This is a genomic window from Mucilaginibacter sp. L3T2-6 (assembly GCF_030519355.1).
Classification (GTDB): domain Bacteria; phylum Bacteroidota; class Bacteroidia; order Sphingobacteriales; family Sphingobacteriaceae; genus Mucilaginibacter.
The window spans coordinates 26,984-53,821 of record NZ_JAUMKC010000007.1 but is presented as its reverse complement, the minus strand read 5'-3'; the positions used below and the strand labels follow the sequence as shown (position 1 = coordinate 53,821).

General features: G+C 43.1%; 24 protein-coding genes and 1 tRNA gene. 13 read left to right on the top strand and 12 right to left on the bottom strand.

The genetic code is table 11. The annotated features are described in order from the left end of the window. Positions 1–86 precede the first annotated feature (86 nt). The 4 genes from Q3W13_RS09880 (at position 87) to Q3W13_RS09865 (ending at position 2,454) form a co-directional block, all read left to right on the top strand. Positions 87–1,130 carry an AI-2E family transporter gene (locus Q3W13_RS09880; protein WP_302863357.1) on the top strand — a complete coding sequence of 348 codons (1,044 nt, stop codon included), beginning with the start codon at positions 87–89 and terminating at the stop codon, positions 1,128–1,130. 200 nt (positions 1,131–1,330) lie between these two features. Next, positions 1,331–1,597 (top strand): YtxH domain-containing protein, encoded by a 267-nt coding sequence (locus Q3W13_RS09875; RefSeq protein ID WP_302863356.1) that lies wholly within the window; start codon positions 1,331–1,333, stop codon positions 1,595–1,597. Between the two features lie 72 nt (positions 1,598–1,669). Continuing rightward, positions 1,670–2,014 (top strand): phage holin family protein, encoded by a 345-nt coding sequence (locus tag Q3W13_RS09870; protein ID WP_302863355.1) that lies wholly within the window; start codon positions 1,670–1,672, stop codon positions 2,012–2,014. 5 nt (positions 2,015–2,019) lie between these two features. Continuing rightward, entirely contained in the window at positions 2,020–2,454 is a 435-nt protein-coding gene (locus Q3W13_RS09865) for a hypothetical protein (protein ID WP_302863353.1), read from the top strand. A 326-nt stretch (positions 2,455–2,780) separates the two neighbouring features. On the opposite strand, the gene Q3W13_RS09860 is transcribed toward Q3W13_RS09865, so the two are convergent. The 3 genes from Q3W13_RS09860 to Q3W13_RS09850 form a co-directional block, all read right to left on the bottom strand. Beyond that, positions 2,781–5,228: a TonB-dependent receptor gene (locus Q3W13_RS09860; RefSeq protein WP_302863352.1), complete on the bottom strand. Its 2,448-nt coding sequence runs from the start codon at positions 5,226–5,228 to the stop codon at positions 2,781–2,783. 405 nt (positions 5,229–5,633) lie between these two features. Then, complete coding sequence (locus Q3W13_RS09855; RefSeq protein ID WP_302863351.1) at positions 5,634–7,271, bottom strand: PspC domain-containing protein; 1,638 nt, start codon at positions 7,269–7,271, stop codon at positions 5,634–5,636. A 23-nt stretch (positions 7,272–7,294) separates the two neighbouring features. Next, complete coding sequence (locus Q3W13_RS09850) at positions 7,295–7,627, bottom strand: PadR family transcriptional regulator (RefSeq protein WP_302863350.1); 333 nt, start codon at positions 7,625–7,627, stop codon at positions 7,295–7,297. A 184-nt stretch (positions 7,628–7,811) separates the two neighbouring features. Between Q3W13_RS09850 and Q3W13_RS09845 the strand changes: the two genes are divergently transcribed. From Q3W13_RS09845 to Q3W13_RS09825, 5 genes are all read left to right on the top strand, one after another. Next, positions 7,812–11,051, top strand: coding sequence for a SusC/RagA family TonB-linked outer membrane protein (locus Q3W13_RS09845; RefSeq protein ID WP_302863347.1), 3,240 nt, complete (start codon positions 7,812–7,814; stop codon positions 11,049–11,051). A 41-nt stretch (positions 11,052–11,092) separates the two neighbouring features. Continuing rightward, entirely contained in the window at positions 11,093–12,559 is a 1,467-nt protein-coding gene (locus Q3W13_RS09840; RefSeq protein WP_302863346.1) for a SusD/RagB family nutrient-binding outer membrane lipoprotein, read from the top strand. A 93-nt stretch (positions 12,560–12,652) separates the two neighbouring features. After that, positions 12,653–13,630, top strand: coding sequence for a DUF1735 domain-containing protein (locus Q3W13_RS09835; RefSeq protein WP_302863344.1), 978 nt, complete (start codon positions 12,653–12,655; stop codon positions 13,628–13,630). A gap of 167 nt (positions 13,631–13,797) precedes the next feature. Then, on the top strand, positions 13,798–14,772 hold the full coding sequence (locus tag Q3W13_RS09830) for a carboxypeptidase-like regulatory domain-containing protein (protein ID WP_302863343.1): 975 nt from the start codon (positions 13,798–13,800) through the stop codon (positions 14,770–14,772). A gap of 121 nt (positions 14,773–14,893) precedes the next feature. After that, on the top strand, positions 14,894–15,859 hold the full coding sequence (locus Q3W13_RS09825) for a carboxypeptidase-like regulatory domain-containing protein (protein ID WP_302863342.1): 966 nt from the start codon (positions 14,894–14,896) through the stop codon (positions 15,857–15,859). Between the two features lie 608 nt (positions 15,860–16,467). Here Q3W13_RS09825 and Q3W13_RS09820 read toward each other — a convergent pair. From Q3W13_RS09820 to Q3W13_RS09800, 5 genes are all read right to left on the bottom strand, one after another. Beyond that, the gene (locus Q3W13_RS09820; RefSeq protein ID WP_302863341.1) at positions 16,468–16,836 is read right to left on the bottom strand and encodes a hypothetical protein; all 369 of its coding nucleotides are present in this window, start codon (positions 16,834–16,836) and stop codon (positions 16,468–16,470) included. Between the two features lie 58 nt (positions 16,837–16,894). Beyond that, entirely contained in the window at positions 16,895–17,122 is a 228-nt protein-coding gene (locus Q3W13_RS09815; RefSeq protein WP_302863339.1) for a hypothetical protein, read from the bottom strand. Between the two features lie 288 nt (positions 17,123–17,410). Further along, the gene (locus Q3W13_RS09810) at positions 17,411–17,977 is read right to left on the bottom strand and encodes a Crp/Fnr family transcriptional regulator (protein ID WP_302863338.1); all 567 of its coding nucleotides are present in this window, start codon (positions 17,975–17,977) and stop codon (positions 17,411–17,413) included. A 166-nt stretch (positions 17,978–18,143) separates the two neighbouring features. Then, the gene (locus Q3W13_RS09805) at positions 18,144–18,560 is read right to left on the bottom strand and encodes a DoxX family protein (protein ID WP_302863336.1); all 417 of its coding nucleotides are present in this window, start codon (positions 18,558–18,560) and stop codon (positions 18,144–18,146) included. A gap of 93 nt (positions 18,561–18,653) precedes the next feature. Beyond that, entirely contained in the window at positions 18,654–19,589 is a 936-nt protein-coding gene (locus tag Q3W13_RS09800) for an LD-carboxypeptidase (protein ID WP_302863335.1), read from the bottom strand. Between the two features lie 114 nt (positions 19,590–19,703). Between Q3W13_RS09800 and metG the strand changes: the two genes are divergently transcribed. From metG to Q3W13_RS09780, 4 genes are all read left to right on the top strand, one after another. Further along, complete coding sequence (metG, locus tag Q3W13_RS09795; protein ID WP_302863334.1) at positions 19,704–21,773, top strand: methionine--tRNA ligase; 2,070 nt, start codon at positions 19,704–19,706, stop codon at positions 21,771–21,773. 134 nt (positions 21,774–21,907) lie between these two features. Further along, positions 21,908–21,979, top strand: a tRNA-Arg gene (locus Q3W13_RS09790). Positions 21,980–22,110: 131 nt separating this feature from the next. Further along, positions 22,111–22,269 carry a hypothetical protein gene (locus Q3W13_RS09785; protein ID WP_302863332.1) on the top strand — a complete coding sequence of 53 codons (159 nt, stop codon included), beginning with the start codon at positions 22,111–22,113 and terminating at the stop codon, positions 22,267–22,269. A 21-nt stretch (positions 22,270–22,290) separates the two neighbouring features. After that, a complete protein-coding gene (locus Q3W13_RS09780; RefSeq protein ID WP_302863330.1) occupies positions 22,291–22,533 on the top strand; it encodes a hypothetical protein in 243 nt (80 codons plus the stop codon). 262 nt (positions 22,534–22,795) lie between these two features. Here Q3W13_RS09780 and Q3W13_RS09775 read toward each other — a convergent pair whose 3' ends face one another. The 4 genes from Q3W13_RS09775 to lpxD all read right to left on the bottom strand — a co-directional run bounded on the left by Q3W13_RS09775 (position 22,796) and on the right by lpxD (position 26,809). Further along, entirely contained in the window at positions 22,796–23,413 is a 618-nt protein-coding gene (locus tag Q3W13_RS09775; protein WP_302863329.1) for an ATP-binding cassette domain-containing protein, read from the bottom strand. A gap of 84 nt (positions 23,414–23,497) precedes the next feature. Beyond that, a complete protein-coding gene (gene lpxA, locus Q3W13_RS09770; protein WP_302863328.1) occupies positions 23,498–24,283 on the bottom strand; it encodes an acyl-ACP--UDP-N-acetylglucosamine O-acyltransferase in 786 nt (261 codons plus the stop codon). Further along, positions 24,280–25,692 (bottom strand): bifunctional UDP-3-O-[3-hydroxymyristoyl] N-acetylglucosamine deacetylase/3-hydroxyacyl-ACP dehydratase, encoded by a 1,413-nt coding sequence (locus Q3W13_RS09765; RefSeq protein WP_302863326.1) that lies wholly within the window; start codon positions 25,690–25,692, stop codon positions 24,280–24,282. The genes lpxA and Q3W13_RS09765 overlap by 4 nt, the downstream gene beginning before the upstream one ends. A gap of 76 nt (positions 25,693–25,768) precedes the next feature. Continuing rightward, entirely contained in the window at positions 25,769–26,809 is a 1,041-nt protein-coding gene (lpxD, locus tag Q3W13_RS09760) for a UDP-3-O-(3-hydroxymyristoyl)glucosamine N-acyltransferase (RefSeq protein ID WP_302863324.1), read from the bottom strand. Between the last annotated feature and the right edge of the window lie 29 nt (positions 26,810–26,838).

Below are 26,838 nucleotides of genomic sequence, written 5' to 3'. Positions count from 1 at the left end.
ACGTAATCCGGCTCCACTAACTTTATTATTCCCGCCCCAAAACATTTTCAATTACTTGCGTTATATTAGGTATTATTTAAGCCTTAATGTCAGTTTTTAACTACAAACAACGCAATAATATCATACTAACGGCCATTGTAATACTTGGCTGTTTTTTGGTTTACGCACTGAGCAGCTTATTCAGTTCTATCCTTGGGGCGATTGTTTTTTTTACCATTTTCCGCCCGGTTTATTTGCACCTTACTGAAAAGAAAGGCTGGAACAAAACGCTGGTTGCCCTGCTCATCATATTTACCTCGCTTATTCTTGTTATTATTCCTTTAATGTCGTTAAGCATTATGGTGGTGGGCAAAATCTCCGGTATCAACAAGGATACATTTAACCTGCAGGAGTGGGTAGAAAAAATTGACGATTATGCCGGCCGTAATTTTAATCAGCCACACCTGGCTGAAAACACACTGCAAAAGTTAGGCGCTTATGCAACGGATTTGTTCCCATCTATATTGGGAAGCGCGGCAAACATCATCATAACCTTACTGGTGATGTATTTTCTGATGTATTTTATGTTTACCCAAATATATCAGTTTGAAGCCGGCCTGCTGAAGTATGCCCCTTTTCGTGAACAGCATACGGTAAAATTTGCAGTCGCCCTGCGCAATTCAACTTATTCTAACGTTTTGGGGCAAGGCATTATAGCCCTTACGCAGGGAACCTTGCTGGCTATGGGCTTTTACGCGTTTGGTATACCCGACCCCATTTTCTGGGGCGTAATCGGGACTTTTATTTCTTTCCTGCCGGTGGTCGGTGCGCCTACTTTAACTATACCGGCAGGTATCATTTTGATAGCGGGCGGACATACCTTTAAAGGCATTGCGTTAATGGCATTTGGCTTGTTGTTTATTGGTAATATCGATAATGTTTTACGGATGATTATTAACCGGCGCGTCGGTAATACCCACCCGATTATATCTATCATCGGCGTATTCATAGGTATTCCGCTTTTCGGTATTTTGGGTTTGGTGTTTGGGCCATTACTGTTATCATATTTTTTACTATTATTGGAGATATATGAAACCAACCGGATGGCCGCAGACAGGCTTGAACGAATACGGACAGGCCCGGGTGAGTGAGAGTTGCAACCCATAATTATAGTTTATACCCCATAGCAGAAAAAATAAGCTAAATTTGTATGGGTGCCGTGAAAAGTAACTAACAGCCTGTTTTAGCGTCTATGATATGGTGCATGTGGCTACCTTGACTGACTTGCGTACTTATTACCTGTGAACTAAAAAAAATCAAAACAATTATTCAACTTCAAAATTTATAGTATATGACCGATAATTCAAAAGTAGTTGTCGCCTTGCTGGTAGGGCTGGCGGCAGGAGCTGCATTAGGCGTATTGTTTGCACCCGATAAGGGTACAGAGACGCGTGATAAGCTGTCAGAGTCGTTAAAAAATCTGGGCGATTCAATAAAAGAAACTGCTTCAGCCGAGCTGGAGAATTTGATTAACCTGAAGGACAAGGTTGTAAATAATGTTAAATCCAAAATCAGCGGTGCAGAAGAAGAGTACCAGGATGACCTGGAGCATGCATAAATTAATTATGAGTTTAAGTCTTGAGTCTCTGATTGCCTCTGACTCAAGACCTAGACTTAAGATTTAAACAATATGGAAGAAGGAAAAGATACTCCGCCACAACCCATTCTTGACCAACTTAGGGACTATGCCGAAACACGTATAAAATTGGCAAAGTACCAGGCTATTGAAGGCGGCACCTCTATTGCAGCCAGCCTTATTGCCGACGTTGTAGTAGCGATGAGTATGGTGCTGGCTTTCATATTCGCCAGCTTTACACTGGCATTTTATTTAGGCAGTGTATTTGGCGCGGATTGGATGGGGTTTGGCTGTGTGGCTATTATTTACCTGCTAATTGCGTTGGCTATTAAATTTAACAAGCGTGCAATCGAGGGGCCGATTGTTAATGCCTTAATCCAGAAGATTTTTAAAAGTTAATATAAATGGATTTACCTGTGCGGAATCAAAGCGATTTAAGGGCCGAAATTATAAGGCTTAAAGACGTGGAACGGGAGCAAAGCATTGCCATCGGCCAGCGCTTTAAAAATTTCTCGGCAACACTGTCGACTTTAGGCACATTGTTTCCCCGAACGCTTACCCCCGAAGGTAAAAGTGCCAGCTTTTTCGACCAGGATTTGGTTGGATTGATATCCCGTTTCCTGTTGCCATTTACACTTAACAAAACCATTTTTCGCAAATCAGGCTTTTTAGTAAAAGCCATTGTCGGCTTGATATCTCAAAAGGCATCGCACTTTATTTCTGAAGATACTGTAATGAGTACATGGGATAAAATAAAAGACTTGTTCAGTAAGAAGAAGAAAAAAACAGACAATATTTCTGACGAAAAAGGTATCCCTCCGTTAAGTGAAAGTTATTGATTAGCCTGGTTGGTATCTACATTAATTTGTACCTTCACCAATGGATTTGTGCCTTCTTCCGTCTTTGTATTTTCGGCCCATGGCTTGATATATAGCTGATAACAGCTTGGCTAAGATATGTGCCAAATGACCCAATTGTACTAACTCCTCCACCTTATACAGTAAAAGATCAGCTGTCCGGTTAGTCCTTAAAACCTACCTTTATTTTCATGCCTTTGCTATACTAATAATCACCTAAAATAAACGAGGCTGTCTCAATTTGGGACAACCTCTTTCGTTAAATGTAAATAGACAATCAGAAGCTCCCTTTACGGGCTGGGCGTTGCTTATTGCCCCTTCACCCTTCCTTTCTCATCATCGGCGCCGGTTCTGTGCTGGCGGGCTTTAATTTTACTGTTGCCAAAGTTGTAGGTGAATGTCAGGCGGGCAACCTGGCTGTCGCGTTTTTGCCGTATATCCAGATCGATGTTTTGGTATTTGGTGGTTACATCATTACGACGTGTATTAAATATATCGCTTACAGAAAACTTAACGTTGGCTTTTTTATTGGCAAATGAGTGGCTCACACCTGCATCAACAGAATATTGAGGGTGCACACTAAACAAACCATAAGTTAATGCCGACTGGTAGTTTGGAGTAACCTCAAATTTATAACCCTTTAGAGGCGTAAATGTTTCGGTGGCGCGAAACTGGTAGGCAAACTGGCCTTTATCTAAATTACCGCCCTCTAGTCCGTTTGATTTGAAGCCCAGGTAGAATGCGGTTGCATTGATGTCGCCTGTCCACCATTTGGTTATCGTATAGTTGGAATAAAGATTAGCGTTATAGCTGTTTTGCACCTGCAGGTTTTGCTGTGTCACAAATGCCACTTTTGTTGCCGGGTCTGTACCGGGTACTTCGGTCATTACGTCGGTAGTGCGGCTATAACCGAGCGTCAGGGTTGTGTTCTTATTATAAGTGTAGTTCACTTCAAAATTATTAGTGTATTGTGGCTTTAAATAAGGGTTGCCTTTTTGATAAGTATAAGGATCCAAACGATAAACAAAAGGATTAAGGTTATCATACTGCGGGCGGTCTATCCGGCGGCTGTACGAAAAGCTCATTTCGTTTTTATCATTAAAGGTATGGTTTACAAATAAACTGGGGAACAAGTTAAGGTAATGACGGGCAATATGCTGCACTACGTTTGATGAATCGCCGTTTGCATTTGAGCTGGTATACTCAGCACGCAGGCCAAGCTGTACAGAAGTGCCTTTATAATCTTTGTTAAAGTTTAAATAGCCCGCGCTGATTTTTTCATCATACATAAAATGATTGGTGCTTTGATAGGCGTCACCGGCGGCCAGTTTTTCTCTGAGGTCGTTATCTGTTTTTACGTCGCTGTATTTCAGGCCGGCTTCCATTTTCAGGGTTTTGCTTAGCGGATTGGTGTAATCAACTTTGGCGGTCTTTATGTCGATAGTCGAAGGAGTAAGGTTACCCAGGAATGCCTGTGGGTGCTGCAAACTACCATCAGCTAAAAAGAAGTCGGTAACGTATTGCGCTGTTGTGTTGTTCTTGAATTTTGAGTAATCAACATCTGCACTGATCTGCTGGCCTGTAGTATCAATTTTATAAGTATCATTTAAATTGGCAGCAAAGCTGTGATAAGTTTGGTTAATACCCGTAACGGTACGCAATGATGAATCCACCTGTGTAAAATTCGGTCCTATGTAGGTCCGGTTATCATTACTGTCGTACTCCGAGTTGAAGTAGCCATTAACCACAAAACCAAAAGTATTTTTTGATGATGTATTAATATCGGCGCCAAGGCGGTAACTATTGTTGTGGCGGCTCTGCGGCATGCCAGTATATTGGTTAAAATAGGTTTGGTGACCGGCGGTATCAGTAACGATACGTTTTAAGCCAATATCCTGAAAACGTTTGTTGTCGTCATGACTGAAAGAACCAAATATATTTACGTTGCCAACCTTATGGTTCAGCTGCAGCGTGCTGTTGTCGCGGCCATATTTACCTTTACCTACCCCAACTGTAATGCTGCCGTTGGTGCCTGTTTGTCTGTTCTTTTTTAGTTTGATATTAATAATACCCGAATTGCCGGCAGCGTCGTATTTCGCGGAAGGGTTAGTGATGATTTCGATTGATTGAATTGTGGTTCCGTCGGTTGAGCGGAGTAAGGTAGCCAGCTGGGCCGACGTAAGATAAGTTAGTTTATCATTTATCATTACTGTTACGCCTTGTTTACCTTTAAGGCTGATGTTGTCATCTTTATCCACCGAAACGCCGGGTGCGCGTTCCAATATTTCAAGGGCGGAGTTGCCAGCGGCCAGTACGCTGTTTTCAACATTCATTACCGTACGGTCAACCTTGCGTTCAATCAGGGGTTTCGTCGCGGTTACGGTTACGGCACTCAGGGCGTGACTGGCCTGCTGCATTTTTATTTGAGGCACCGTAACGGCATCGCTGCCGTCCACTGTAAATGCAGGGCTGATAGCTTTCTCGTAACCAACTACTGTTGCTTTTATAATGTAGGTGCCGCTGTTTATGTGGTCGAAAGAATAAGTGCCATTCTCGTTGCTTAATGTTCCCTTTACAACCGACGAATCGGCTGCTTTAAGCAAAGTAACGGTAGCGAAGTCCATAGGCTTGCCTTTTTCATCTGTTAATGCGCCTGTTATCCTGGACGATGTTTTTGATGGTTGCGCAAAAGCAGCGGTAATACCAGTAAAAGCAAGTAGCAAGATAGTTAATGTCTTTATCAGGAGTGGTTTCATGTCGAAGTGTTTTTTGGGCAATAACATACCCGTAAAAGAATTTTGTTCTTTTTAAAATATTATAAAATAAGTGCTGAATTTCCGGGTGTTTCCCGGCCGGTAAATTATACTATATATTATATAGGTGTAGTTCTGTTCATAGTGCTTTAGTCGTGTTTGTGTCGTTTTAAGGTAAGATGTAAAAAGCTATCCCAAGGTTACACCGTATTTTCAGCTTTTTGGTCAGCGGGCATTTTTCATCGGTAAACGGGCATTTTTCGTCGGCGAAAACTTCAGGCGTTTACTACTATCTGCACTTAATTTACCGCTAAAACAACCGTAACGGGCATAAAAATAGCGATGGAGTCTTAATCCCATCGCTATATGAAAAATAAACCTTAGCATGGCAGATTGATTATAGTTCTGCTATCTTTTTGCAGAATCAACCCCAAGGCTGTCCTTTTTCATCACCTCACCGGTGTCCACCTTGCATTGCAAACCATTATCGGTCATCGTAAAGACGGAGTAGTTAGCCTTGTTGTCGCGCCTGTTTAAGTCGCGGCATTCATACAAGTTAACGCCTTGTATATAATTGTCAAGTTTCTGGTCAATAATCACTTTAGCATTTAAAGGCAGCTTTAAGGTAAGGGTAACCTCTTCGGCATGCCACGACATGTTTGGCCTGCGCCGAACCGCATAATCAAATTTAATAACGGTATCCTGCTGGTGAAACTCATACGTAGTATTACGCGCATTATATAAGGCTGCCTCATAATTGCTTCCGTTGGCCCGAAAAGTTTCTTCAAGCCGAGGTGTGCTTACATCGCTGTGTTCTACAAAAAGGGTAACGCTTCTCGGTTCGTCATGGAAGCCGTTGTAATCATCATCGGTCACTACCATATTCCTGAAATTGTTTTTGATATCAAGCCTCACACTGTCCTCGTGCGAGAAGTACTTAATATCATTTAGTTTAAGGTAATACACGTTGTTTTTAGTTGGCTTTACGTCAACAGTTTCTGTGAGCGTGGCCTGCTCCCTGAAGCCCGAGGCAATCTTGGTGGCAAAAAATATGAGCATGCCTAATGAGCACAACCACAGTACCAGCAAAACCGTTCCTGTTGATTTACCCACATTGCCTACGTTAAATATGCCTTTAAACGTTACCAGTATAATGGTGACCACCGGGATGAATGCTACCAGGAACGAGGTAAGTATTACCTGGTTAGCAAGCTCGTTTTTAATTATTCTGAAAGGAAAGAAGTGTTCCCCAAAATCGGCGTGGAAAGCAAGCATGCCAATGAACACAACAACAAGGAAAACTGCGGCGCCAAAAGCGGCCAGCAAAATAGCAATACCTGTTAACTTCACAAGCACTTTGCCTGCGCCATTAAAAAACACCCCGAGGTGATGAAAAAAGTCACCGACAAAATCGCGCGCTTTATATACGAATGGTTTGGCTTCGTGGCCAAAGTTTGAAAGATTTTGGCGCATTGAACTCATTTCCTCTTCAAAATTCTTTTTAAAGCCCTGCAGGTTTTGCTTCTCGCCCTTCATGGCCATTTTATCGGCACGGGTTGTCGCTTTCGGGACAATTATCCAAAGGATCAGGTACAGCAGCAGCCCGCTGCCACCAACAGGGATAAATAAAGCAAAGGCAAGCCTTATCCAAACAGTATCGATGTTAAAATAGTTGGCTATGCCTGCGCATACGCCGGCAACAAGGTGATCATCAGGATCGCGAAAAAGACGGCGGTTAACAGGTGCGTTTATATAGGCAGACTGATCCTCGCTGGCATCTGCAGTCTCAAAATCAGCAACGCTGCCCATTTGCTCAACCACCTGGTTAACGTCCTGTTCAACAATAACCTGCCTGTTGTCTTTTAGAAGCACTTCGCCAAACATTTCGGCAATGCGGTTTTCAATATCAGTGGTTATTTCAAGGCTATCGGCCGAGTTCGAGAAATGACGTTTTACCTCCGTCATATAGTTTTTAAGTATCTCGTAGGCATCCTCTTCTATGTGGAATACGATGCCGTTTATATTGATGATTATCGTTTTGTTCATGATTGATAATAATTTCAGGTTATCTATTTTCTGTCCCCAATGGCTGTTTGTACGGCAAACGCCAATTCTTCCCACGTTTTGTCCAACTGTTCAAGTACTTTTTTTCCTTCATCAGATAGTATGTAATATTTTCTTGGCGGCCCTGAAGTGCTTTCCACCCAGTTATAAGTTAGCAGGCCGTTGTTTTTTAAACGGGTAAGCAGGGGATACAAAGTACCCTCAACTACAAGCAGTTGGGCTTTTTTTAATTCGGATATAATGTCCGAAGCATATGTTTCGCCCTTTGCTATAATGGAAAGAATGCAATACTCCAGTATTCCTTTCCGCATTTGGGTTTGTGTGTTTTCAACAATCATGTTACAAAGATATATGTTTTAAATTGTATTATGCAATACATAGTACTGAAAAAGTTTACGAAAAAGCGAAAAGTTAGTTTTTTTTAAAAAAAAGCGATGTTTTTTTAGATTTAGCTTGACATTCTGATAATGTAACACTACTTTTATGATTAATTAACTATTAACTGATCTTATTATTAACGAAATGAAAAAACTTTTACTAGTAAGTTTGTGTTTCATGGCGTTGTTTGTGACGCATGCATTTGCACAAAATCGAACAATTACTGGTACAGTTACCGGAAAGGATGACGGTCTTCCGCTTCCTGGGGTAAGTGTTACAGTGCCAGGAACCCAAGTTGGTACTCAAACCAACGACTATGGTAAATTTACCATCAAAGTGCCAGCATCGGCAAAATCATTAGCCTTTACTTTTGTAGGTTACAAAAGACTAACTTTAGAAATTGGTGCTGCGGATGTTTTAAATGCCTCCCTGGAAACCAATGCCAATGAATTGAAAGAGGTTGTGGTAACCAGCGGTTACGGTATTAAGCAAACCGCCCGTTCGAATTCAAACTCGGCACAGGTAGTTAGCGCTACAGAGCTGAACACCGTTCGTGAGCCCAACATCAACAACGCGTTAGCTGGTAAAGTTGCAGGTATCCAGGTACGTAGCCAATCGGCTGCAGCACTTGGCCGTAACACTGAAGTTAGGCTTCGTGGTGCTTCCGGTTTCGGAGCAGGCGTTGGCGCGCTTTATGTGGTTGACGGTACTATCCTGCCAAACGTGGATGACTTGAACCTGGACGACGTTGAGAGTGTTACCGTACTGCAAGGTGCAGCAGCAGCTGCATTGTTAGGTTCGCAGGGTGCTAACGGTGCTATCGTTATCACAACTGCAAAAGCTAAAAAGAACGGTGGTCTTGGCGTTGACCTGCGCATAGGCGCTACCTGGGACAAGGCTTACATTCTTCCAAGGTATCAAAATACCTATGGCGGTGGTAACAACCCATTGTTTACCCAATATATTTGGAAACAAGGCGATCCTGATCATTGGAAATCATTAAGCGGAAAATACTACCCTGATTATTCTGATGACAGCAGCTGGGGTCCTAAAATGGTTGGCCAGGAATATATTCCATGGTATGCATGGTATGCTGGCACAAAATACACCGGCAAAACAGCCTCATGGGTACCGCAGCCAGACAACAACAGGCAATTCTTCCAGACAGCTCCTTTGCTGGATAACAGTGTTACCTTTAACAAGGCAGGCGACGACTATAACATTAAATTAAGCTACGGTAACGTATATCAGAAAGGTCTTCTTCCTGATCAGGATTTAAAAAGAAATACTTTGAACCTGAACTATAGCTACGATCTGAACAAGCACTTGTCATTGTCGACCAGTATTAACTATACTAACCAAAAACTGCATGGTATTGTTGCTGACGGTTATGCTAACCTTGGTACAGGCGGCTTCACTCAATGGTTCCACCGTGATATCGATATGGGTATTCTGAAAGAGCTGAGAGGTTTGCAATATGGTCCTGAGCAATATGCTACATGGAACCACAATGACCCAAATGCATGGAACCCCGCTAACCCGACTGCATTTTATGGTGCAAACTACTGGTACAACTATTACACTTACCAGGACCAGGCTCAATACCATTCTAACCGCGACCGTTTGTTCGGAAACATAGCCTTAACTTATAAAGTTAACAACGACTTAAATTTTAAGGTTACTTACCGTAAGCAGCAAAATACTATCTGGAGCGAACAGATTACCCCTACTGCACTGGAAATCGGCGCTACCCAGACCGGTGTGAAAGCATACTATGGTACATCTAATAGCTATTCGAACCGCGAAAACTTAGAATTCTTGGCTACTTATCACAAGAAAGTAAAGGACTTTACAGTTGACGCTAACTTAGGTACCGACCGGTTTAACTCTACAGCTAAGTCTAATTCAGCAGCTACCAATAACGGTTTAACTATTCCGGATCTTTATACAGTTAACAACAGTAAGGATGCGCCTATAATTGGTAACTCAAGGGTTACCGAAGCATATAATGCTATTTTAGGCCACGCCGCTGTTAGCTGGAAAGACCTGATCTATTTAGACGGGTCAGTTCGTAACGACTGGTTCTCAACTTTCCCTCAGCAAAAAAATGACGTATTGTCTAAATCATTCGGTCTGTCATTTGTATTCAGTGATTTACTGAAAAGCCAGGAAAAATGGTTAAGCTATGGTAAATTACGTGCAACGTATGGTCAGATACCAAAAGCGTTAGGTTATGGCAATGAGGATTTTGGAGCTTACCGTTACCCAGGTGCTTCATACGGTGTAAGCGCACAGAAATTTAATGGTCAATTATTAATGACCACTCCTGACCAAAGCGTTGACCCTAAAATTCATGGTTCTACAGTAACCCAGAAAGAACTTGGTTTAGACTTAAGGTTCCTGAATGACCGTATCGGTATCTCAGGTACTTACTGGACCGGTTCTGAAGTTGACATCCCTTATGCAATCGGCGTTAACGGTGCATCTGGTGTAAACTCTATTCTAACCAACTTCGGTGACGTGGAGAAAAAAGGTTTCGACCTTAACATCAATGCCTACCCGGTTAGGGTCCCTAATTTCTCATGGCAGGTGTCTTTAGCTTATTCAAACCTGCTTGAAGACAAAGTAGTGGAAATCAGCAATAAATATAATGTGCACCAGATCATTGTAGCTTACAATGCCTTCTCACAAGTTCCTTACCTGGTACAGCGTCAGGGTATGGCATTTGGTCAGATATTTGGCGCCGGTATCCTGCGTAATGCAGCTGGAGTTCCAATCCTTGATGGTAGTGGCTTCTATCAAAGAAACCCTGCCGTGTATTATGGCAGCGCGCTTCCAAAACATACCGGTGGTATGCAGAACACCTTCAATGTATTCAAAGACTTCTCAGTTAACGTAAACATCGACTACCAATTCGGCGGTAAATTTGCTTCTTTAACTGATGCCTTCGGCTCATTCTCCGGTACTACTGAGCGTACAGGCGCCCTGAACGACAAGGGTAACCCTGTTCGTGATGCAGTTGCCGACGGCGGCGGTGTGCACCAGGTTGGTGTTGATGCAAATGGTAAACCTGTAAGCATGTATGTAAGCGCTTACGATTACTATCACAACAACTTTAACAATGGCACAGAAGACGAGTTTGTTTATGACCTGACTTTCATCAAGTTACGCGAGGTTGGTATTTCATACCGTATCCCTGTTAAGAAACTTGGTTTGGGTAGCGTCATAAAAAATGCATCATTCCAGGTACAGGCTCATGACCTTTGGTTAATCTATGCAAAAACTAAAGACTTTGATCCATCACAAATCAGTGCTGTACAAGGTGAGCAGGCGCAGTTGCCTGGCACCAGAGGCATCGGTTTCAACTTAAAAGTAGGTTTCTGATCGGTTGACTATAGAAGACATTATTAAAATATTTATTAGATATGAAAAAGATTTTTATATACACGCTTACGTCCGCACTGTTGTGGGGAGCGGTGGGCTGTAAAAAGCCAAGTGAGTTTGGCACAACCAATAACGACCCCGGCGCGGTGCGAACACCAATTGTGGGCGCGCTATTGGCAAACGTTGAAAATAATTTGGGCGGGTACGTTTCGACCGGCTCTCTTGCAGGCGGCTCATACGCACAATATTTTTCCGAAACACAATATCCCGGTACATCATTATACACTGCTCCTGCCACATCGTTTGTAGGCAATTATAACGGTGACCTTGAGGACTGCCAAAATGTAATCGGCCTTGCGCAGAGCAAAAACTCAGTAGCGGTTGCAACAATTTTGCAGCAATACATTTTTTGGGTGCTCACTGATAATTTTGGAGACATTCCATACAGCCAGGCGTTGCAGGGCTTGAAAGCGATCACCCCTGTTTATGATAAGCAGGAAGATATCTATAAAGGTATAATTTCGAAGGTGTCTGCAGCCGTTGCTTCGATGGATGGCGGTGCTGTACCCGGTGATTTGTTTTATGGCGGCGATGCTGCTTCATGGAAAAGAGCCGGCAACTCTCTGATCATGCTGGTTTCAATTCAGGCCTCAAAGAAGGTGCCCGGAGCTTCAGACTGGGCGGCCACAGCATTTAAAGCTGCTTTGGCTGCAGGGCCGATTACCACAAACGCCCAGAATTTCGCAATTGATTATCCGGGAGATAGCTTTAAATCGCCATGGTGGGGCCTTTACAATGGAAGGACTGACTGGGCTGAAAGCAAAACTTTTACCGATTATTTGAAAGCTACAAATGATCCCAGGAAAACCTTCACAGGCGGCTCATTTAGTGATCCTAGTATTACTGACGGCGGTACTGTTTCATCAGATGACGGTGTGCCTTACGGCGTTAGCCGCACCGATGCTAACAATTATATAGCTGCTAATGCTGATTGGGCCTTAATTCAGCGCGCCGATAAGCGTTCTGCCGGGTCAACTGTGAATGTAATTACAGCGGCAGAAGTTACCCTGGCAACTGCTGAAGCAATTAACATCGGATGGGTTACAGGTGATTTAGTGGGTACTTACCAAAGAGGTATCGCATTGTCATTTGAACAGTGGGGTGCTGGTACGCCATCGGGTGCTTACCTTGGCAACGCAAACGTAACTATTTCTGCTACCCCAGGTGATGCGAATGCTAAAAATATTGCTGTTCAGCAATGGGTAAGCGCTTATCCTGACGGCCACATGGGCTGGGATATTTGGCGTAAAACAGGTTATCCTGTACTTACTCCTGCACCCGCTGCGAGTAACTCCTCAAAGAAAATTGTCAGAAGGTATATATATGCTACTTCTGAACAGCAGACTAATGGCGTTAACGTAAATGCCGCCATCGCAAGAGAAACTCCAACAGCGGGTACCGATTCACAAGACAACCAGGTATGGTGGGATATCGGCTTAGGTAAGTAATTATTTGGCTGTAACAGAATATAAAACTATCATGAGCCGAGCCTAGATTTGTGTGAAACTCATGATAGTTTGTAAACCATAAATATTATTAAAATGAAAAATAAATTTTTACAATATACCGTCCTTGGCTGCACGCTGATGTTCCTTTTCAGCGCCTGCCGGAAGGACTCGTTCAAAGGAACGGAAGCAAAGGAGTCAGGTAAGACCTTTGTGTATATCGAACAGGCACAAACCAACAATCAGTTCTTTGATGTATTTACTGACGTCAAGCCAATAACGTTATTCACTGTACGTCGTGATGCTGCTAGTAAGGCTGATTTACAGAAATCTGTTACTGTATCGCTTAAAGCAATGGATCAGGCTTACATCACATCCAAGGGCGCTAATTACACACTGTTGCCTTCAAGTATCTATACCCTTAGCACTACGCAGTCAGGCGTGTCAATTGCTGCCAATGGCGACCTAACGTTGAATTTTGCAGGAGGCGACTATGCGAAAAATATCATTTTCAATGTTGACGGGAGCAAAGTTGATCTTTCGAAGCAGTATGCAGTAGCTTATGTGATTACTAATTTTGGCGGTTTCTCAAAACAGCACACAGCATCTGGTGTTAGCCAGGACACCATATTTGCTACTATTGCCATAAAAAACAAGTATGACGGCAATTATGATGTTACCGGCAGTTATTCTGACGCTAACATTCCAGCTGCAACCGGACCATATCCGTATAACGTAAATCTGGAAACAATTTCAGCAAACGCGAATGATATCTACAACAATGATTTGGGCGGGTATGGATTTTTGTTTAACGTAGGCGATGGAACACAGAGCTATTATGGCAGTTTCTCACCGGAATTTACTTTTGATCCTGCTACCAACAAGGTTGTTTCTGTAGTAAATGCTTATGGACAGTTGTCAGGTAGTCATAAGCGTTCCGCAGAATTAGATCCAAGTGGAGTAAATGCATATGATCCCGGTACTAAGACTATTCAGGTGAAATATGTGATGATTAGCGATGGTGTTGTTAGGTGTCATTTCGATGAGACTTACACTTACAAAGGACCAAGATAATTTAGGATTTTTTTTTGAAAGCCGCTCGAGAAATTTCTGTCGAGCGGCTTTTTTTATTACAGATTGCTAAAGAATTCTTATTTTTAGAGACCTTTGTTTGGATGAAGGGCGTTTTTGGTAATGATGGGTATGCATGTGTATTGTACCATATTTAAACCGTTTAAGGCATGAAGATCGTTCATTTTTTTGCTCTGTTGCTGTTAATATCAGCTACCAGCTTTGCGCAAACAGCCTCGTTAACCGGGAAAGTTAAAAACGGGGAGGGCCAACCTATCCCACTTGCATTTATTCGCGACCAAGGGCATTACTATGCCACCTATACCGACTCGGCAGGCTCATTTATACTTAAGGGTGATCCTGCGTCGTCGCTTTTAGCGATTGCACCCGGTTACGCCGATATTGGAGTTAAAATTGATGGTAAGGCTTCAATTGATATAGTAATGCAAAACGGAATATCATCGTCCGCAAAAACAGCTGTTATTAATGATTTAAACGGCAATCTCTCATCATTGTCTGCCTATCTTAATAAACAAACTATAGTAAGTCAAGCAGGTGGTACGACTTCGGTAAAGGCCGGGTTTGTGCAGGAACCGACCCGGGGCAGCCCTTATTTGTTTACTGTATGGGCACGCGGGTTTGCCATAACAAACGGTGATTCATTGCTTTACGACGTCAATAACTTATATAATTATGATAAGTTAACCGGGAACCTTGTTTTTACCAGGGATGGAAAAAATATACTGCAGGCTAACATAGCCGGCGTGAAATCATTTAGCTTATTTAACGGTAAACCACATCCTTTTGTATTTGTAAATGCTCCGGAGATAAGTAAAAAGCCTTTGATAGAAATCCTTGTAGCTACTCCCCGGTATAAGTTGTATAAACAGACGGACACGAAGTTGCAGGAGGCTAATTTTCATACAGACGGTGTGATAACCTCCGGCAATAGGTACGATGAATATGAGGACAATGTGCATTATTTTTTCGTTAAAACCGGAGATAAGCCGAAACAGATATCGCTAAAGAAAAAGACAATAAAGGAACTTTTTGGCGGGGATGCCGATAAGTTTGTTAGCGCGCAGGGAGACCGCGATGTGGATGACGATTATCTTCGTGACCTTAACTACGCACTCTCATTATAATTCAATGTAACATTTTTTTTACCGGCCGATAAAGTTATTTCAGTCGTTTAAGTTTGAAAAACAACCTTAACTTAAAATATAGTTGTTATATTTAGCACATAAAACTGTGCTAAAATATAACATGAAGACAACTATAACAACGTTATTAGCCGTGCTTGCCGCTACGGTTACCTTTGGCCAAACTATCGCGGTTAGCGGAACTGTAAGCAATCAAAAGGGCCAGCCTATTCCTTACGCTTTTGTCCGGGACATTCAGCATAATTACGCTACGTATGCTGACTCAACCGGTAATTATTCGCTATCAGCAGATCCAGGATCTTCGCTGGAAGGCGCGGCAAATAATTATAAAAATGCCCAGGTTAAAATTGACAATAAATCAAAAATAGATATCATATTGCCGTTAGGAGAAAATACCGGCAGTGTTGAATCAATGAAGTCGATAAAGGAAACCATAAACAGCGAATTTTTGCGGCAGGGCCAGCTATTGTTTGGCGGGGATGCAAGCCAGCAACAGGTAAAGCAAGGATTTTCCCAGGAGCCTACGCGCGGCAGCCGTTATTTATACTCGGATTGGGTACCGGGTTATGGCATAAATAAGAACGATGGCCTTATTGCTGAACTGAGCAATATGTACAATTATGACAAAATAGCCGGGAATATCATGTTCACTAATGACGGTAAAACAATGGCGGCAATATCTCCCGCGCAGATAAAGACATTCACACTGTACGAAAAAGGGCATCCACATACTTATGAGAATACCCCTGCTATAACCGACAAAAAATTTGTGGAGGTTTTATTGAGCACACCGAAATACAAAATCTATAAAAAAACTGATACCAAATTGAGCCGCGCTGATTATCATACCGACGGCGTGCTGGAAATGGGGCACCGCTACGATGAATACGTAGACAATGAGCGTTATTATTTCGTAGGGGAAGACGGCAAGGCCAAATCCATTTCATTAAAAAAGAGCACCCTGAAAAAAATGCTTAACGGGGATGCGGACGCTTTCATGGCATCGCAAGGGTCCAGGGATGTAGATGAGCAGTATGTAAAGGACCTGGGAAATAGCTTAGTCAAATAATATTGAAATATTGTCAACTGGTAAAAGCGATGGGAATAACCTGTCGCTTTTCTTTTTGCGGCGGATTTATTTAATTTTTATTTTGATAGATACAATTTTTGGCTAGCCCTATGACTAGCAATTTAGCTTGTCATAAATTATCGTATATCGGGTAATTTGCGATCTACAAATAATGGAAGGCCGATGGCGGTGATATCGCTAAGTCAGCGTAGTAGTTACATTATTTTGATAGTAAGGAACATACCCACGTTTAGAAAAAATGCACCCGAAATAATAAAAGGCCGTTTGTTGAAGCTCTTTAAAACGCCTAAATAAAACCTATAAAAAATCACTAAAAAGAGGACCGGGACGAAAATACTTAACTGGGATGCGGACGCTTTTAGGGCATCGGAAGGCTCCTGGGATATGGGATGAAGAATATGTCAAGGATTTGGAGAATAGCCTGGCTGATTAGCATAAGATATTACAGAAAAAGCAGCCTCATAATTGATTTATGAGGCTGTCTCTTTTTTGATGCAATATGCGACTGTAACATGATGCGCACAATCGGATTTTTGAATAGGAACGGTTCGCATTGCTCGGCGGTAGAACAGCCCCTTGCTAAAAGTTCAATAAAATTGCAGTTCGGCACTAGCTATGTTAAACGGCGTACTTGTAGATGTCTCCTGAACTGTCATGTTCTCCACCCATGGATTTGTACCATGGGGTATGGGCCAGCCCGTAGGGTGGTAAGTTCCGGAAAACGAATAAACCGGCACGCCGGACCAAAATAAAGTAACACTCGTGATCGTGTTTGTGGCGGCATCACCATAAACTCCATAGATGGTGCCATTGTGATCAAATTCGCCAAATTCGGTAGTTTGACTCTTATCGGTGCCGCCGACAACTTGACCGGCCGACCGGATAGCGAGTTTATGAGTAACAAACGGAATAGTAAATAGTAATACAACAATGACCGGGATAATTTGCCTTTTCATAATGGTAAGATTAGTTAATAGATAAAAATATTAAATCGTTATGGTCCTAGGTATTGCTTTAAGCGCCTGACGGGCCATCATAACTATCTATTTGAACGCCATTGTCATATACCGTAAAGCTTGAACACGGCGTGTTAGGATACCCGTTCACGGTCGCAAGATAATTGTATCCGCTCGCGCTGTAATATGTGTTTGTGGAAAGATCTTGTACTTCAACAATATTTGTACCGCTGTCTACATACACCTCGTAATAGACGCGTCTGGTGAAGCTTCGGCTAGTTGTCATTCCTGTGTCGTAATACGTTTGCTTTTTCTGTAAGCATACAACGAACGATTTTAAATTCTGTACTGATGAATGACCATTGATTCTTTTAGTAACAGCACCAGAACTTGACTTAAATGACGCCAATGGAATTACAGCCATCAGGATCCATAGAACAGAAATTGTTTGTTTTTTCATGACGATTTTGTAAAAAGGTTAATAAATTAAATTGCCGTTAGAACTTACGATATAAAGTTATATTGGTTGATGACCGAACAATGTGACAAATATCACAAGATTGATTGACTACCGTCACGATCTGGCTATCATACGGCTAAGCGTTTCCCTGCTCATATTCAAATAAGATGCTATCATTCTCAAAGGGGCCTTCTGAAAGACGTCACGATGTTTTTTTCTCATTTCCTTAAACCTTTCTTCTGCGGTGAGGTAGCTTAATTTTTGCTTTTCGTGCTCTTCCGAATAAAATCGGTTGAGGATTGTACTGGTTAGTAATGCAGTTTCCTTAAAACGATCTTGCAGCCATTGCAATTCATTATATCTAAGCGTTATTAGCGTGGTGTCTTCAAGAATTTCGGTATAAAAATAACCGGCGTAGCCCCAGTAGCCCTCCACCGAAAAAAGAATATCGCTTGCGTTATAAAATCTTACGGTTTGTTCGCCACCAGACGCGTCATAGTAATAGCTTCTTGCAAACCCAGCGCTGAAAAAGCAGATGCGATTTTCGGGCTGTCCGCTAACAAATAAAACCTGGTGGGGCCTGTAATACTCTACCTTTAATACCCGGTGAAGCTCTTCAATTAGTGCTGGTGTTAGTGGGGTTATGCCGGATAGATAAATGATGAAGTTTTCTGTAGTCATATAACGCCAATTTCATAAACCGTAACGTTAAAAAACTTCAGATGTGGATTTTCAAGAATATTATATTGTTGCTTCATACTTTGTGAATTTAGGTTTTAATCTAAAGTACAAAATGCGATGCCAAAAACAAACTATTTTAATTAAAATTTTAATTTAAGGGTAATCGCTATTTCTTATCCACGCTATATTTACCCGGCCCTACAAATAACAAACCGGCAAACACCACTGCCATTTCAATAGCTTGAGCAGCACCGTTAACACCGCCCATTGGGCCGCTTTGATGCAAATGGAATGAGATAGCGACCAGCATATCGATAATAAGCACAAGGCAAACCAGCCTGAAGCCTAATCCCAGGATAAGCAGTACACCGCCAACTGTTTCTGCCAGCGCCGCAAGTAGCCCCCACAGCACCGGCAGGAAATGAATCCCAACATGGCCCGCAGCGCTGCCAACACCTTCCCACATTTTTACGCCGCCTGTTATTTTCGGATAACCGTGGTATATAAACATGATGCCCAGCCCCAGCCGGATAACCAGCACGCCAAAGTTTCTGTAATTTCCCAATTTGCTGAAAAGTGCCATTTCTAACAGAGTTTAGTTAAGTGGTGACCGAAGGTTAGCTTAGATGCAATAAATCTATTACAAACCATTTGCGTTTTAGTTCTTTTTAAATTATTAATAACAGATATTTACTACTTGGTCATCAACCGATAAGCTAAGCTTCTGCCCGAGTATGAGACTGCAATTGTCTGATACGTGCCCAGCCGGGAAATCAAAGCAAACAGGGTAGTCGTAGTCTTTTACCACATCCATAACAATTTCTGGAACTGTTTGCCCGAATGGGATATCATTATCTTTTACATCGGTAAATCCGCCCACTATCAAGCCTTTTAGTTGAGCCAGTTTACCGGCTCGCTTAAGTGTCCGCAGCATACGGTCGATACTGTAAAGGTATTCGCCGATATCCTCGATAAAAAGTATTTTTCCGCTGTAATCCATATCAGATGCCGATCCTGAGGCAGACAAAAGGATAGAAAGATTCCCTCCAATCAGGACTCCCCCGGTCTCTCCGCACCTGTTTAAAATGTTAGGCTTAAGCTGGTAATTTAACGTTTCACCAAAAAATGTTTTTCGGAGCGTATCCAGCGAGCGTTTGGTTGCGTCGGGTATAGTCATCGGCATCTGCCCGTGAATACTGGCGACATTAAAATTATTGAATAGGTGAGCATGCAGCAGGGTAATGTCACTAAAGCCGCTAACCCATTTGGGGTTGGTGGCAAACCGGCTGAAATCAACCATATCAATCATTCTTACAGTGCCATACCCCCCCCGCGCAGCTATGATAGCCTTAATACTGTCGTCGTCAATAAAACGCTGTAAATCCCTTGCCCTGAAAGCGTCATCACCGGCAAACTGATGCCACGAAGCATTTAGTGTGTCACCTAAGATTACTTCAAGCCCCCACGATTGCAGCAGCCTAATGGCATCGGTCATAGGGTTCGGAAGTTTTTTTGCCGGGCAGGTGATGGCAATTTTATCTCCTTTTTTTAAATAAGGGGGAACGACCGGAGAGTCCGTAAGTTCTGAAGATCCGGAAGGGACTGCACTCATAGTTATTGAAAAATTATCCTGTTGTTAACTGCCGCAATTTAGGCAATATACTATTCAGTAACGACTTTTCCGCCTTTCGGACTTCCCGACTAAAAAAGGTATCTTTGCGCTGTTATGTCACAATTAGATAAATTTAAACGGTTTACAATAACATCGGCATTGCCTTATGCTAACGGTCCGCTTCATATCGGCCATCTTGCGGGAGCTTATTTGCCTGCAGATATATTTGTGCGCTACCTGCGGCTACTCAGAAAGGACGTGGTGTACATCTGCGGATCGGATGAGCATGGCGCTGCTATCACCATTAAAGCCAAAAAAGAAGACACCACCCCACAGGCTATTATCGATAAGTATCACCAGCAAATAAAAACCAGTTTCGAGGAATTCGGCATATCATTCGATATCTATCACCGTACTTCATCTGCTATCCACCACGACTTATCACAGGAGTTTTTCCTGAATCTATATGAAAAAGATGAATTTGTTGAGAAATTCTCAGAGCAGTATTTTGATGAGGACTTTCAGCAATTCCTGGCTGATCGTTACATAACCGGTACTTGCCCCAATTGCAGTAATCCGAATGCATACGGCGACCAGTGCGAAAACTGCGGAACCTCGCTTAACCCAACCGATCTGATTAACCCGATATCAACGCTGAGCGGAAAGACTCCTGTGTTAAAACAAACTAAACATTGGTTTTTGCCGCTCGATAAATATCAGCCCTGGCTGGAAAAATGGATTGAGACCAAGGAGGACGAATGGAAAGTAAATGTTTACGGACAGTGCAAATCGTGGCTGAAGTCGGGTTTACAACCCCGCTCAATGACCCGCGACCTGGACTGGGGTATCGACGTGCCGCTGGAAGAAGCAAAAGGCAAAAAGTTGTATGTGTGGATGGATGCGCCCATCGGCTACATTTCAGCAACCAAGCAATGGGCTATAGATAACGGCAAGGACTGGAAATTGTACTGGAAAAAACAAGCAAATGAGGCCGATGATTCTTGCCTGATCCATTTCATCGGCAAGGATAATATTGTTTTCCATTGTATTATTTTCCCATCGATACTGCATGCGCACGGTGAATATATTTTACCCCAGAACGTGCCTGCCAATGAGTTTTTAAACCTGGAAGGTGATAAGCTTTCCACTTCGAGAAATCATGCGGTTTGGCTGCATGAGTACTTGGAAGAGTTCCCCGGCAAACAGGATGAACTGCGTTATGTGTTGACGTCAATCTTGCCCGAAACCAGCGACAGCGAGTTTACCTGGAAGGATTACCAGGCCCGTGTAAATAACGAGCTGGTGGCTATTTTGGGCAACTACGTAAACCGCGTGATGATACTGATGCATAAATTTTACGATGGCAAAGTGGAAAACGAAACCGGTAAAATTGTGCTGACCGACAAAAATATAAACGCCGGGTTGGGCCGCCTTTACGACGATATACAAGTAAATCTTGAAGCATACCGGTTCAGGCAGGCACTGCAAAGCGTAATGGATATGGCCCGCCTGGGCAATCGCTACTTAACAGAGCAGGAGCCATGGAAGACGATAAAAACTAATCCTGAACAAGCTAAGGAAGCACTGCATAATAGTTTGGTTCTGATCGGTCATTTAGCGGCGTGTCTGCAACCTTTTTTGCCGGGCACGGTCAGGAAGGTAGTCGATATGCTCAACATTCCATTCAGCGCCATAGCGATGGATGCGGAAGTTGCGTTTGAAAGCGGCCACCAGCTGAACCAGCCGGTATTGCTGTTTGAAAAGGTTGAAGACGAAGCCATAGAAAAACAGCTGCAAAAGCTGGCCGATAAAAAGGCGGCGGCAGCCCCAAAGCAACCGGCATTGGTTGCTGCAAAGGAGAATATCAGCTATGAATCGTTCGCAACCATGGATATCCGCACCGGAACTATTATAACCGCTGAAAAAGTTGCCAAAACTAAAAAGCTGCTGAAGCTAAGTATAGATACCGGTCTGGATACCCGTACTATCGTCTCCGGCATTGCAGAATATTATGAGCCGGAGGCTATCATCGGCCAAAAAGTAAGTGTGTTGGTTAACCTGGAGCCAAGAGAGATAAAAGGTATTCTTTCGCAGGGTATGATATTGATGGCCGAAAATTCAGAAGGTAAGTTAAGTTTTGTTACACCAGCGGAAGACATGCATAACGGCTCGGTGATAAGATGATGTGTGGGGAAGATGTATAGAGTTTTTAAAACTTCTCAAATCTGCAATCAGCCATTTGCCTAACTCATTCAAAATTCGCACATTTGCACAGCTTTTCGCCGGGTAATGATGATCGATAAATCCGGAGTCAAGATGGCCCTGTAGTTCAACGGATAGAATAGAAGTTTCCTAAACTTTAGATATGGGTTCGATTCCCGTCGGGGCTACAAAATCACCCACCTTGGGAACAACGTGGGAAAGATTAGAAGAAAATTATTATGAAAGCCTTTGGATGAATATCTACAGGCTTTCTTATTTTGATTTCTTTCTTAACTTGGTGAAATATCAAGCATAGATAATGTCAGAGTATCCCAAAGTTAAAAATAAAGAGTTAATTGGAACATATCCTGCGTTGGTAAAATCTGGAGGGGGCTATGTTTGGGACGATGTGCTGGAATACCGAGTATGGCTTCATCCGCATGACGGGGCTCCCGATCTTTATGACGGGGATGATTAATATTATGTTTTCGACAACTATGTGGAAGCCCTTGAGTTTTCAAAAGAAAATCAAGGAGCTGAAAATCCCTTAGCTCTTATTTTGCAAAAAGAATATTTAGATGAGCCTGAACCTAATAAATATGTACATGTGATGGAACAAAGAATTACTGAATGGCCTGTTGAGTTCCTTAATCGCCCAAGAAGAAACCCAAATACTATTCCCGACTTCTTATCTCCTGGTGCACCAAGCAATAGATTAGAAATATTACGTGGTTTGATTTAATCGCTCTCCAAATTCGCAATAAGTATTAAATCAGCTTCAAACGTTTGTTCGTTACTTACCTTATCTGCTACAAAATCACCCATCTTGGGAACAAGGTGGGAAAGAATTTAAAGAAAATTATTATGAAAGCCTACTTCTGATGATCCCGATTTAGGCGCGGTTATGAAATTTCAAAAAAACCCTAAACGTATAAGATCTTTAAAATGAACCGGATCTTCCACAAAGGTGTCCTGTATTTGGGGGCTACTGGGTGTTTATGAGCCTACTTGTAATCCGCTATACACAACCTTTCCCTGCAAAAATTATATTCGTGTTCCTGGTTAGAGCAAATGATAGTTAACCGGTTGGCGGCGTATTTTTCCACAAGGGAGAGATACCAGTCTAGGCCCTGGGTATCTAAGTTGGAGGTAGGCTCATCCAGCATCAGCAGGGGTGTATCAGCGCAAAAGGCGAGCGCAAGCTTGAGACGCTGCTTCATACCAGATGAAAAATAGCGAATCATTTTATTTCTGCTGCTTTGCATACCCAGCAGTTCAACTATTTCGGCCCTGCCGAATCCGGCTTTATAAGGCTTAAATTTAAAATGGAAGTCGATAACCTCGCTTAAAGTGAATTCCTCAATTAGCTCCAGATATGGTGCAGCCAGGCTTAAATGCTGAAATACATCACTCACCTCAATCACCACGCCATTAAAGTTATAGCCTAGCTTACCGGTTGATGGCGCCAAGCTGCCGTTAATCACTTGTAATAAAGTTGATTTTCCGGAGCCGTTAGGGCCTAATATGGCATAGGAATTATCGCCCGAAAAGGTATAGTCTATCCCCCGGAAAATCCAGTCGCGGTTAAAACGGCGGCCTATGTTTTGGAGGGATATCGTCATAGTCAGTAACAGTCGGCAGTAAGCAGTTTGCAGTTAACAGTTTTTTGGCTGAGCAACCCCGACTGCTTACTGCCAACTCATTTATCAGCTTGCGCCAAACCCTTTCATGATGCCTCTTTGCGAGTTTTGTACAAAGTTGATGATCTCGTCGCGCTCAACAGTTGGGTTAAACTCTGCTTCGATAATATCCAGGGCTTTGGTAATGTTGTATTTTTTCAGGAAGATGATGCGGTATATTTCCTGAATCTCGTTAATGGTGGCAGCAGAGAAACCCCTGCGGCGCAGTCCTACCGAGTTAATGCCGATGTAAGACAGCGGCTCGCGTCCGGCTTTGGTATAAGGCGGAACATCCTTACGGACCAGCGAACCGCCGGATATCATGCTGTGTGCGCCGATTTCCACAAACTGATGAACTGCAGATGTGCCGCCGATGAATGCGTAATCGTACACATTGATGTGGCCGGCCAATTGTACGGCATTGGCAATAATAACATTGTCACCGATTACGCAATCGTGCGCCACGTGCACATAAGCCATCAGCAAACAGTTGGCGCCGATGGTAGTAGTGTTTTTATCAAGTGCGGTGCCGCGGTTAAGGGTTACGCATTCACGGATGACAGTGTTGTCGCCAATTGATACGGTGCTCTGTTCTCCTTTATATTTCAAATCCTGCGGGGGGGCAGATACTACCGCACCTGGAAATATACGGCAATTTTTGCCGATGCGGGCGCCGTCCATTATAGTGCTGTTTGAGCCTACCCATGTCCCTTCGCCAATCTCAACATCCTTGTGTATGGTAACGAATGGCTCAATTACCACATTGTCGGCTATTTTAGCCTGCGGGTGTATATATGCCAGGGGCTGGATCATGCTTCTTCAGTTTTCGTTTTTTTAACTATTTGTGCCATTAGTTCGGCCTCAACCACCATCTTTTCGCCTACCATGCCTATGCCTTTCATTTGAGCAATGCCACGCCTTATTGGCGCAATTAAATTACAGTGAAATATAATGGTATCGCCCGGTACCACCGGCGCTTTAAACCGTGCATTCTCTATTTTAAGGAACAAGGTAATATAATTTTGCGGGTCGGGCACGGTGTTCAATACCAGAATTCCGCCGGTTTGCGCCATTGCTTCAATTTGCAGCACACCAGGAAACAGCGGCATATCCGGGAAATGCCCGTGAAATATGTCTTCGTTCATGGTTACGTTTTTCAACCCTACAACGTGGCTCTTTGTTAAGTCAAGTATCTTATCTATCATTAACATAGGCTGCCTGTGCGGCAAAATTTTCATTATATCAACGGTGTCGTACACCGGTTTAGCGTTAGGGTCGTAAATTTTTATGTGCTTACGGCTACGCTCTTTTTTTATAAGTGATTTGATTTTTTTGGCGAAAGCTACGTTAGCCGCATGACCAGGTCTTGCTGCCATAATATGGCCTTTTAACGGAACGCCAACCAGCGCCAGGTCACCAATCATATCCAATAGCTTGTGGCGGGCAGGCTCGTTTTGGTGACGCAGCTCTATGTTGTTTAATATTCCCTGCGGAGCCACTTTAATGTCCTTTCGGTTAAACACACGTGCCAGGTGGGCCAGTTCTTCCTCGTCAACATCTTTATCAACCACCACAATGGCATTGTTTAAGTCGCCGCCTTTAATCAGGTTATGTTGCAGCAGCATTTCCAGCTCATGCAAAAAGCAGAAGGTGCGGCAGGATGCAATCTCCTTGTTAAACTCGCCTATAGTTGATATACTGGCATGCTGACTGCCTAATACCTGCGAGTTATAGTCAACCATACACGTAAAGCGGTAATCATCATCCAAAGGCATGGCAACCATTTCTACCTTGCGGTCGGGCTCGGAGTAATGAATGTTATATGGGATGTGGTAATATTCGCGGTCGGCATCCTGCTCAATAAAGCCGGTATCCTTAATAGCATCAACAAACTGTATCGAACTGCCGTCCATTATTGGTGTTTCCTGGGCGTCCATGTCAATTAGCACGTTGTCAATCTCCAGGCCAACAAGGGCGGCTAACACGTGTTCTATAGTACTTACGCTGGCGCCGTTTTGGGTAATAGTGGTACCGCGCGAGGTATCTGTAACGTTGTCACAATCGGCATCAATCACAGGCGAGCCCTCCAGATCTATTCTCCTGAATTTATATCCATGATTTTCCGGCGCAGGGTTAAAGGTAAGCGTTACACTTTGCCCGGTATGTAAACCAGTACCAGAAACTGAAACCGGTGCTTTTATTGTTCTTTGCTTTACGTTCATTTGCTAGTCATTAGTCATCTGTCAATGGTCATTAGTCTGGCTGCCTGTCGAAGATGCCAATCTTAATGACCGGTGACTAATGACCATTTTTCAATTCTGTAATTATTTTCTCAAGCTCGTTAATTTTCTTTTCTAAGTCAGGCAGGCGGTTGATGACAATCTGCGACCGCATGTGATTGGTGTATGGCTGCGCGGGCGAGCCCATCCATTTTTTGTTCTCTTCGCTCAACGTGCGGCTGATGCCTGATTGCGCCTGTACCTGCGACCCTTTAGCTACGCTGATATGCCCTACAATACCCACTTGCCCGCCGATGATACAATTTTCGCCCACTTTGGTGCTGCCTGATATGCCGGTTTGTGCTGCTACCACGGTATTGCTCATGATCTCTACATTGTGCGCCACCTGGATCAGGTTATCCAGTTTAACGCCTTTGCGGATAATAGTAGAGCCCATTGTTGCCCTGTCAATGGTAGTGTTGGAGCCGATTTCCACATCATCTTCAATTACTACATTGCCTATTTGAGGTATTTTACTATAAGTGCCGTCACCGGCAGGAGCAAAACCAAAGCCGTCAGCGCCAATGATAGTGCCGGAGTGTATTATAACGTTGTTGCCTATTTTACAGTCAAAGTAAATCCGTACTCCTGCAAACAGGGTAACATTTTCGCCTAACTGTACGTCGTCGGCAATATAAGTTTGCGGGTATATTTTGCTGTTGTTGCCCACCTTAACATTGGGGCCGATGTAAGCAAAAGCGCCTATATAAACGTTTTCGCCGATGGTGGCTGTCGGATGGATAAAGCTTGGCTGTTCTATGCCGGTTTTATCGAGCTTTAGCTTGTTATAAACATCCAGTAAAGCGGTTATTGCCATATACGCATTATCTACGCGAATTAGCGTTGATTTAACCGGCTCGGCCAAAACCTGGTCGTTATTGATGATAACGATAGACGCGCCTGTGGTATAAAGGTATTGTTCGTATTTGGGATTAGCCAAAAACGATAGCGAGCCGGCTTCGGCTTCTTCGATTTTGCCTAATTGATTTACCTGCACTGAAGGGTCGCCTTCAACGGTTCCGTTAAGCATTTGAGCTATTTTTTGTGCGGTAAATTGCATCGGGCAAATTTATGTGTATTTAGTTAGGT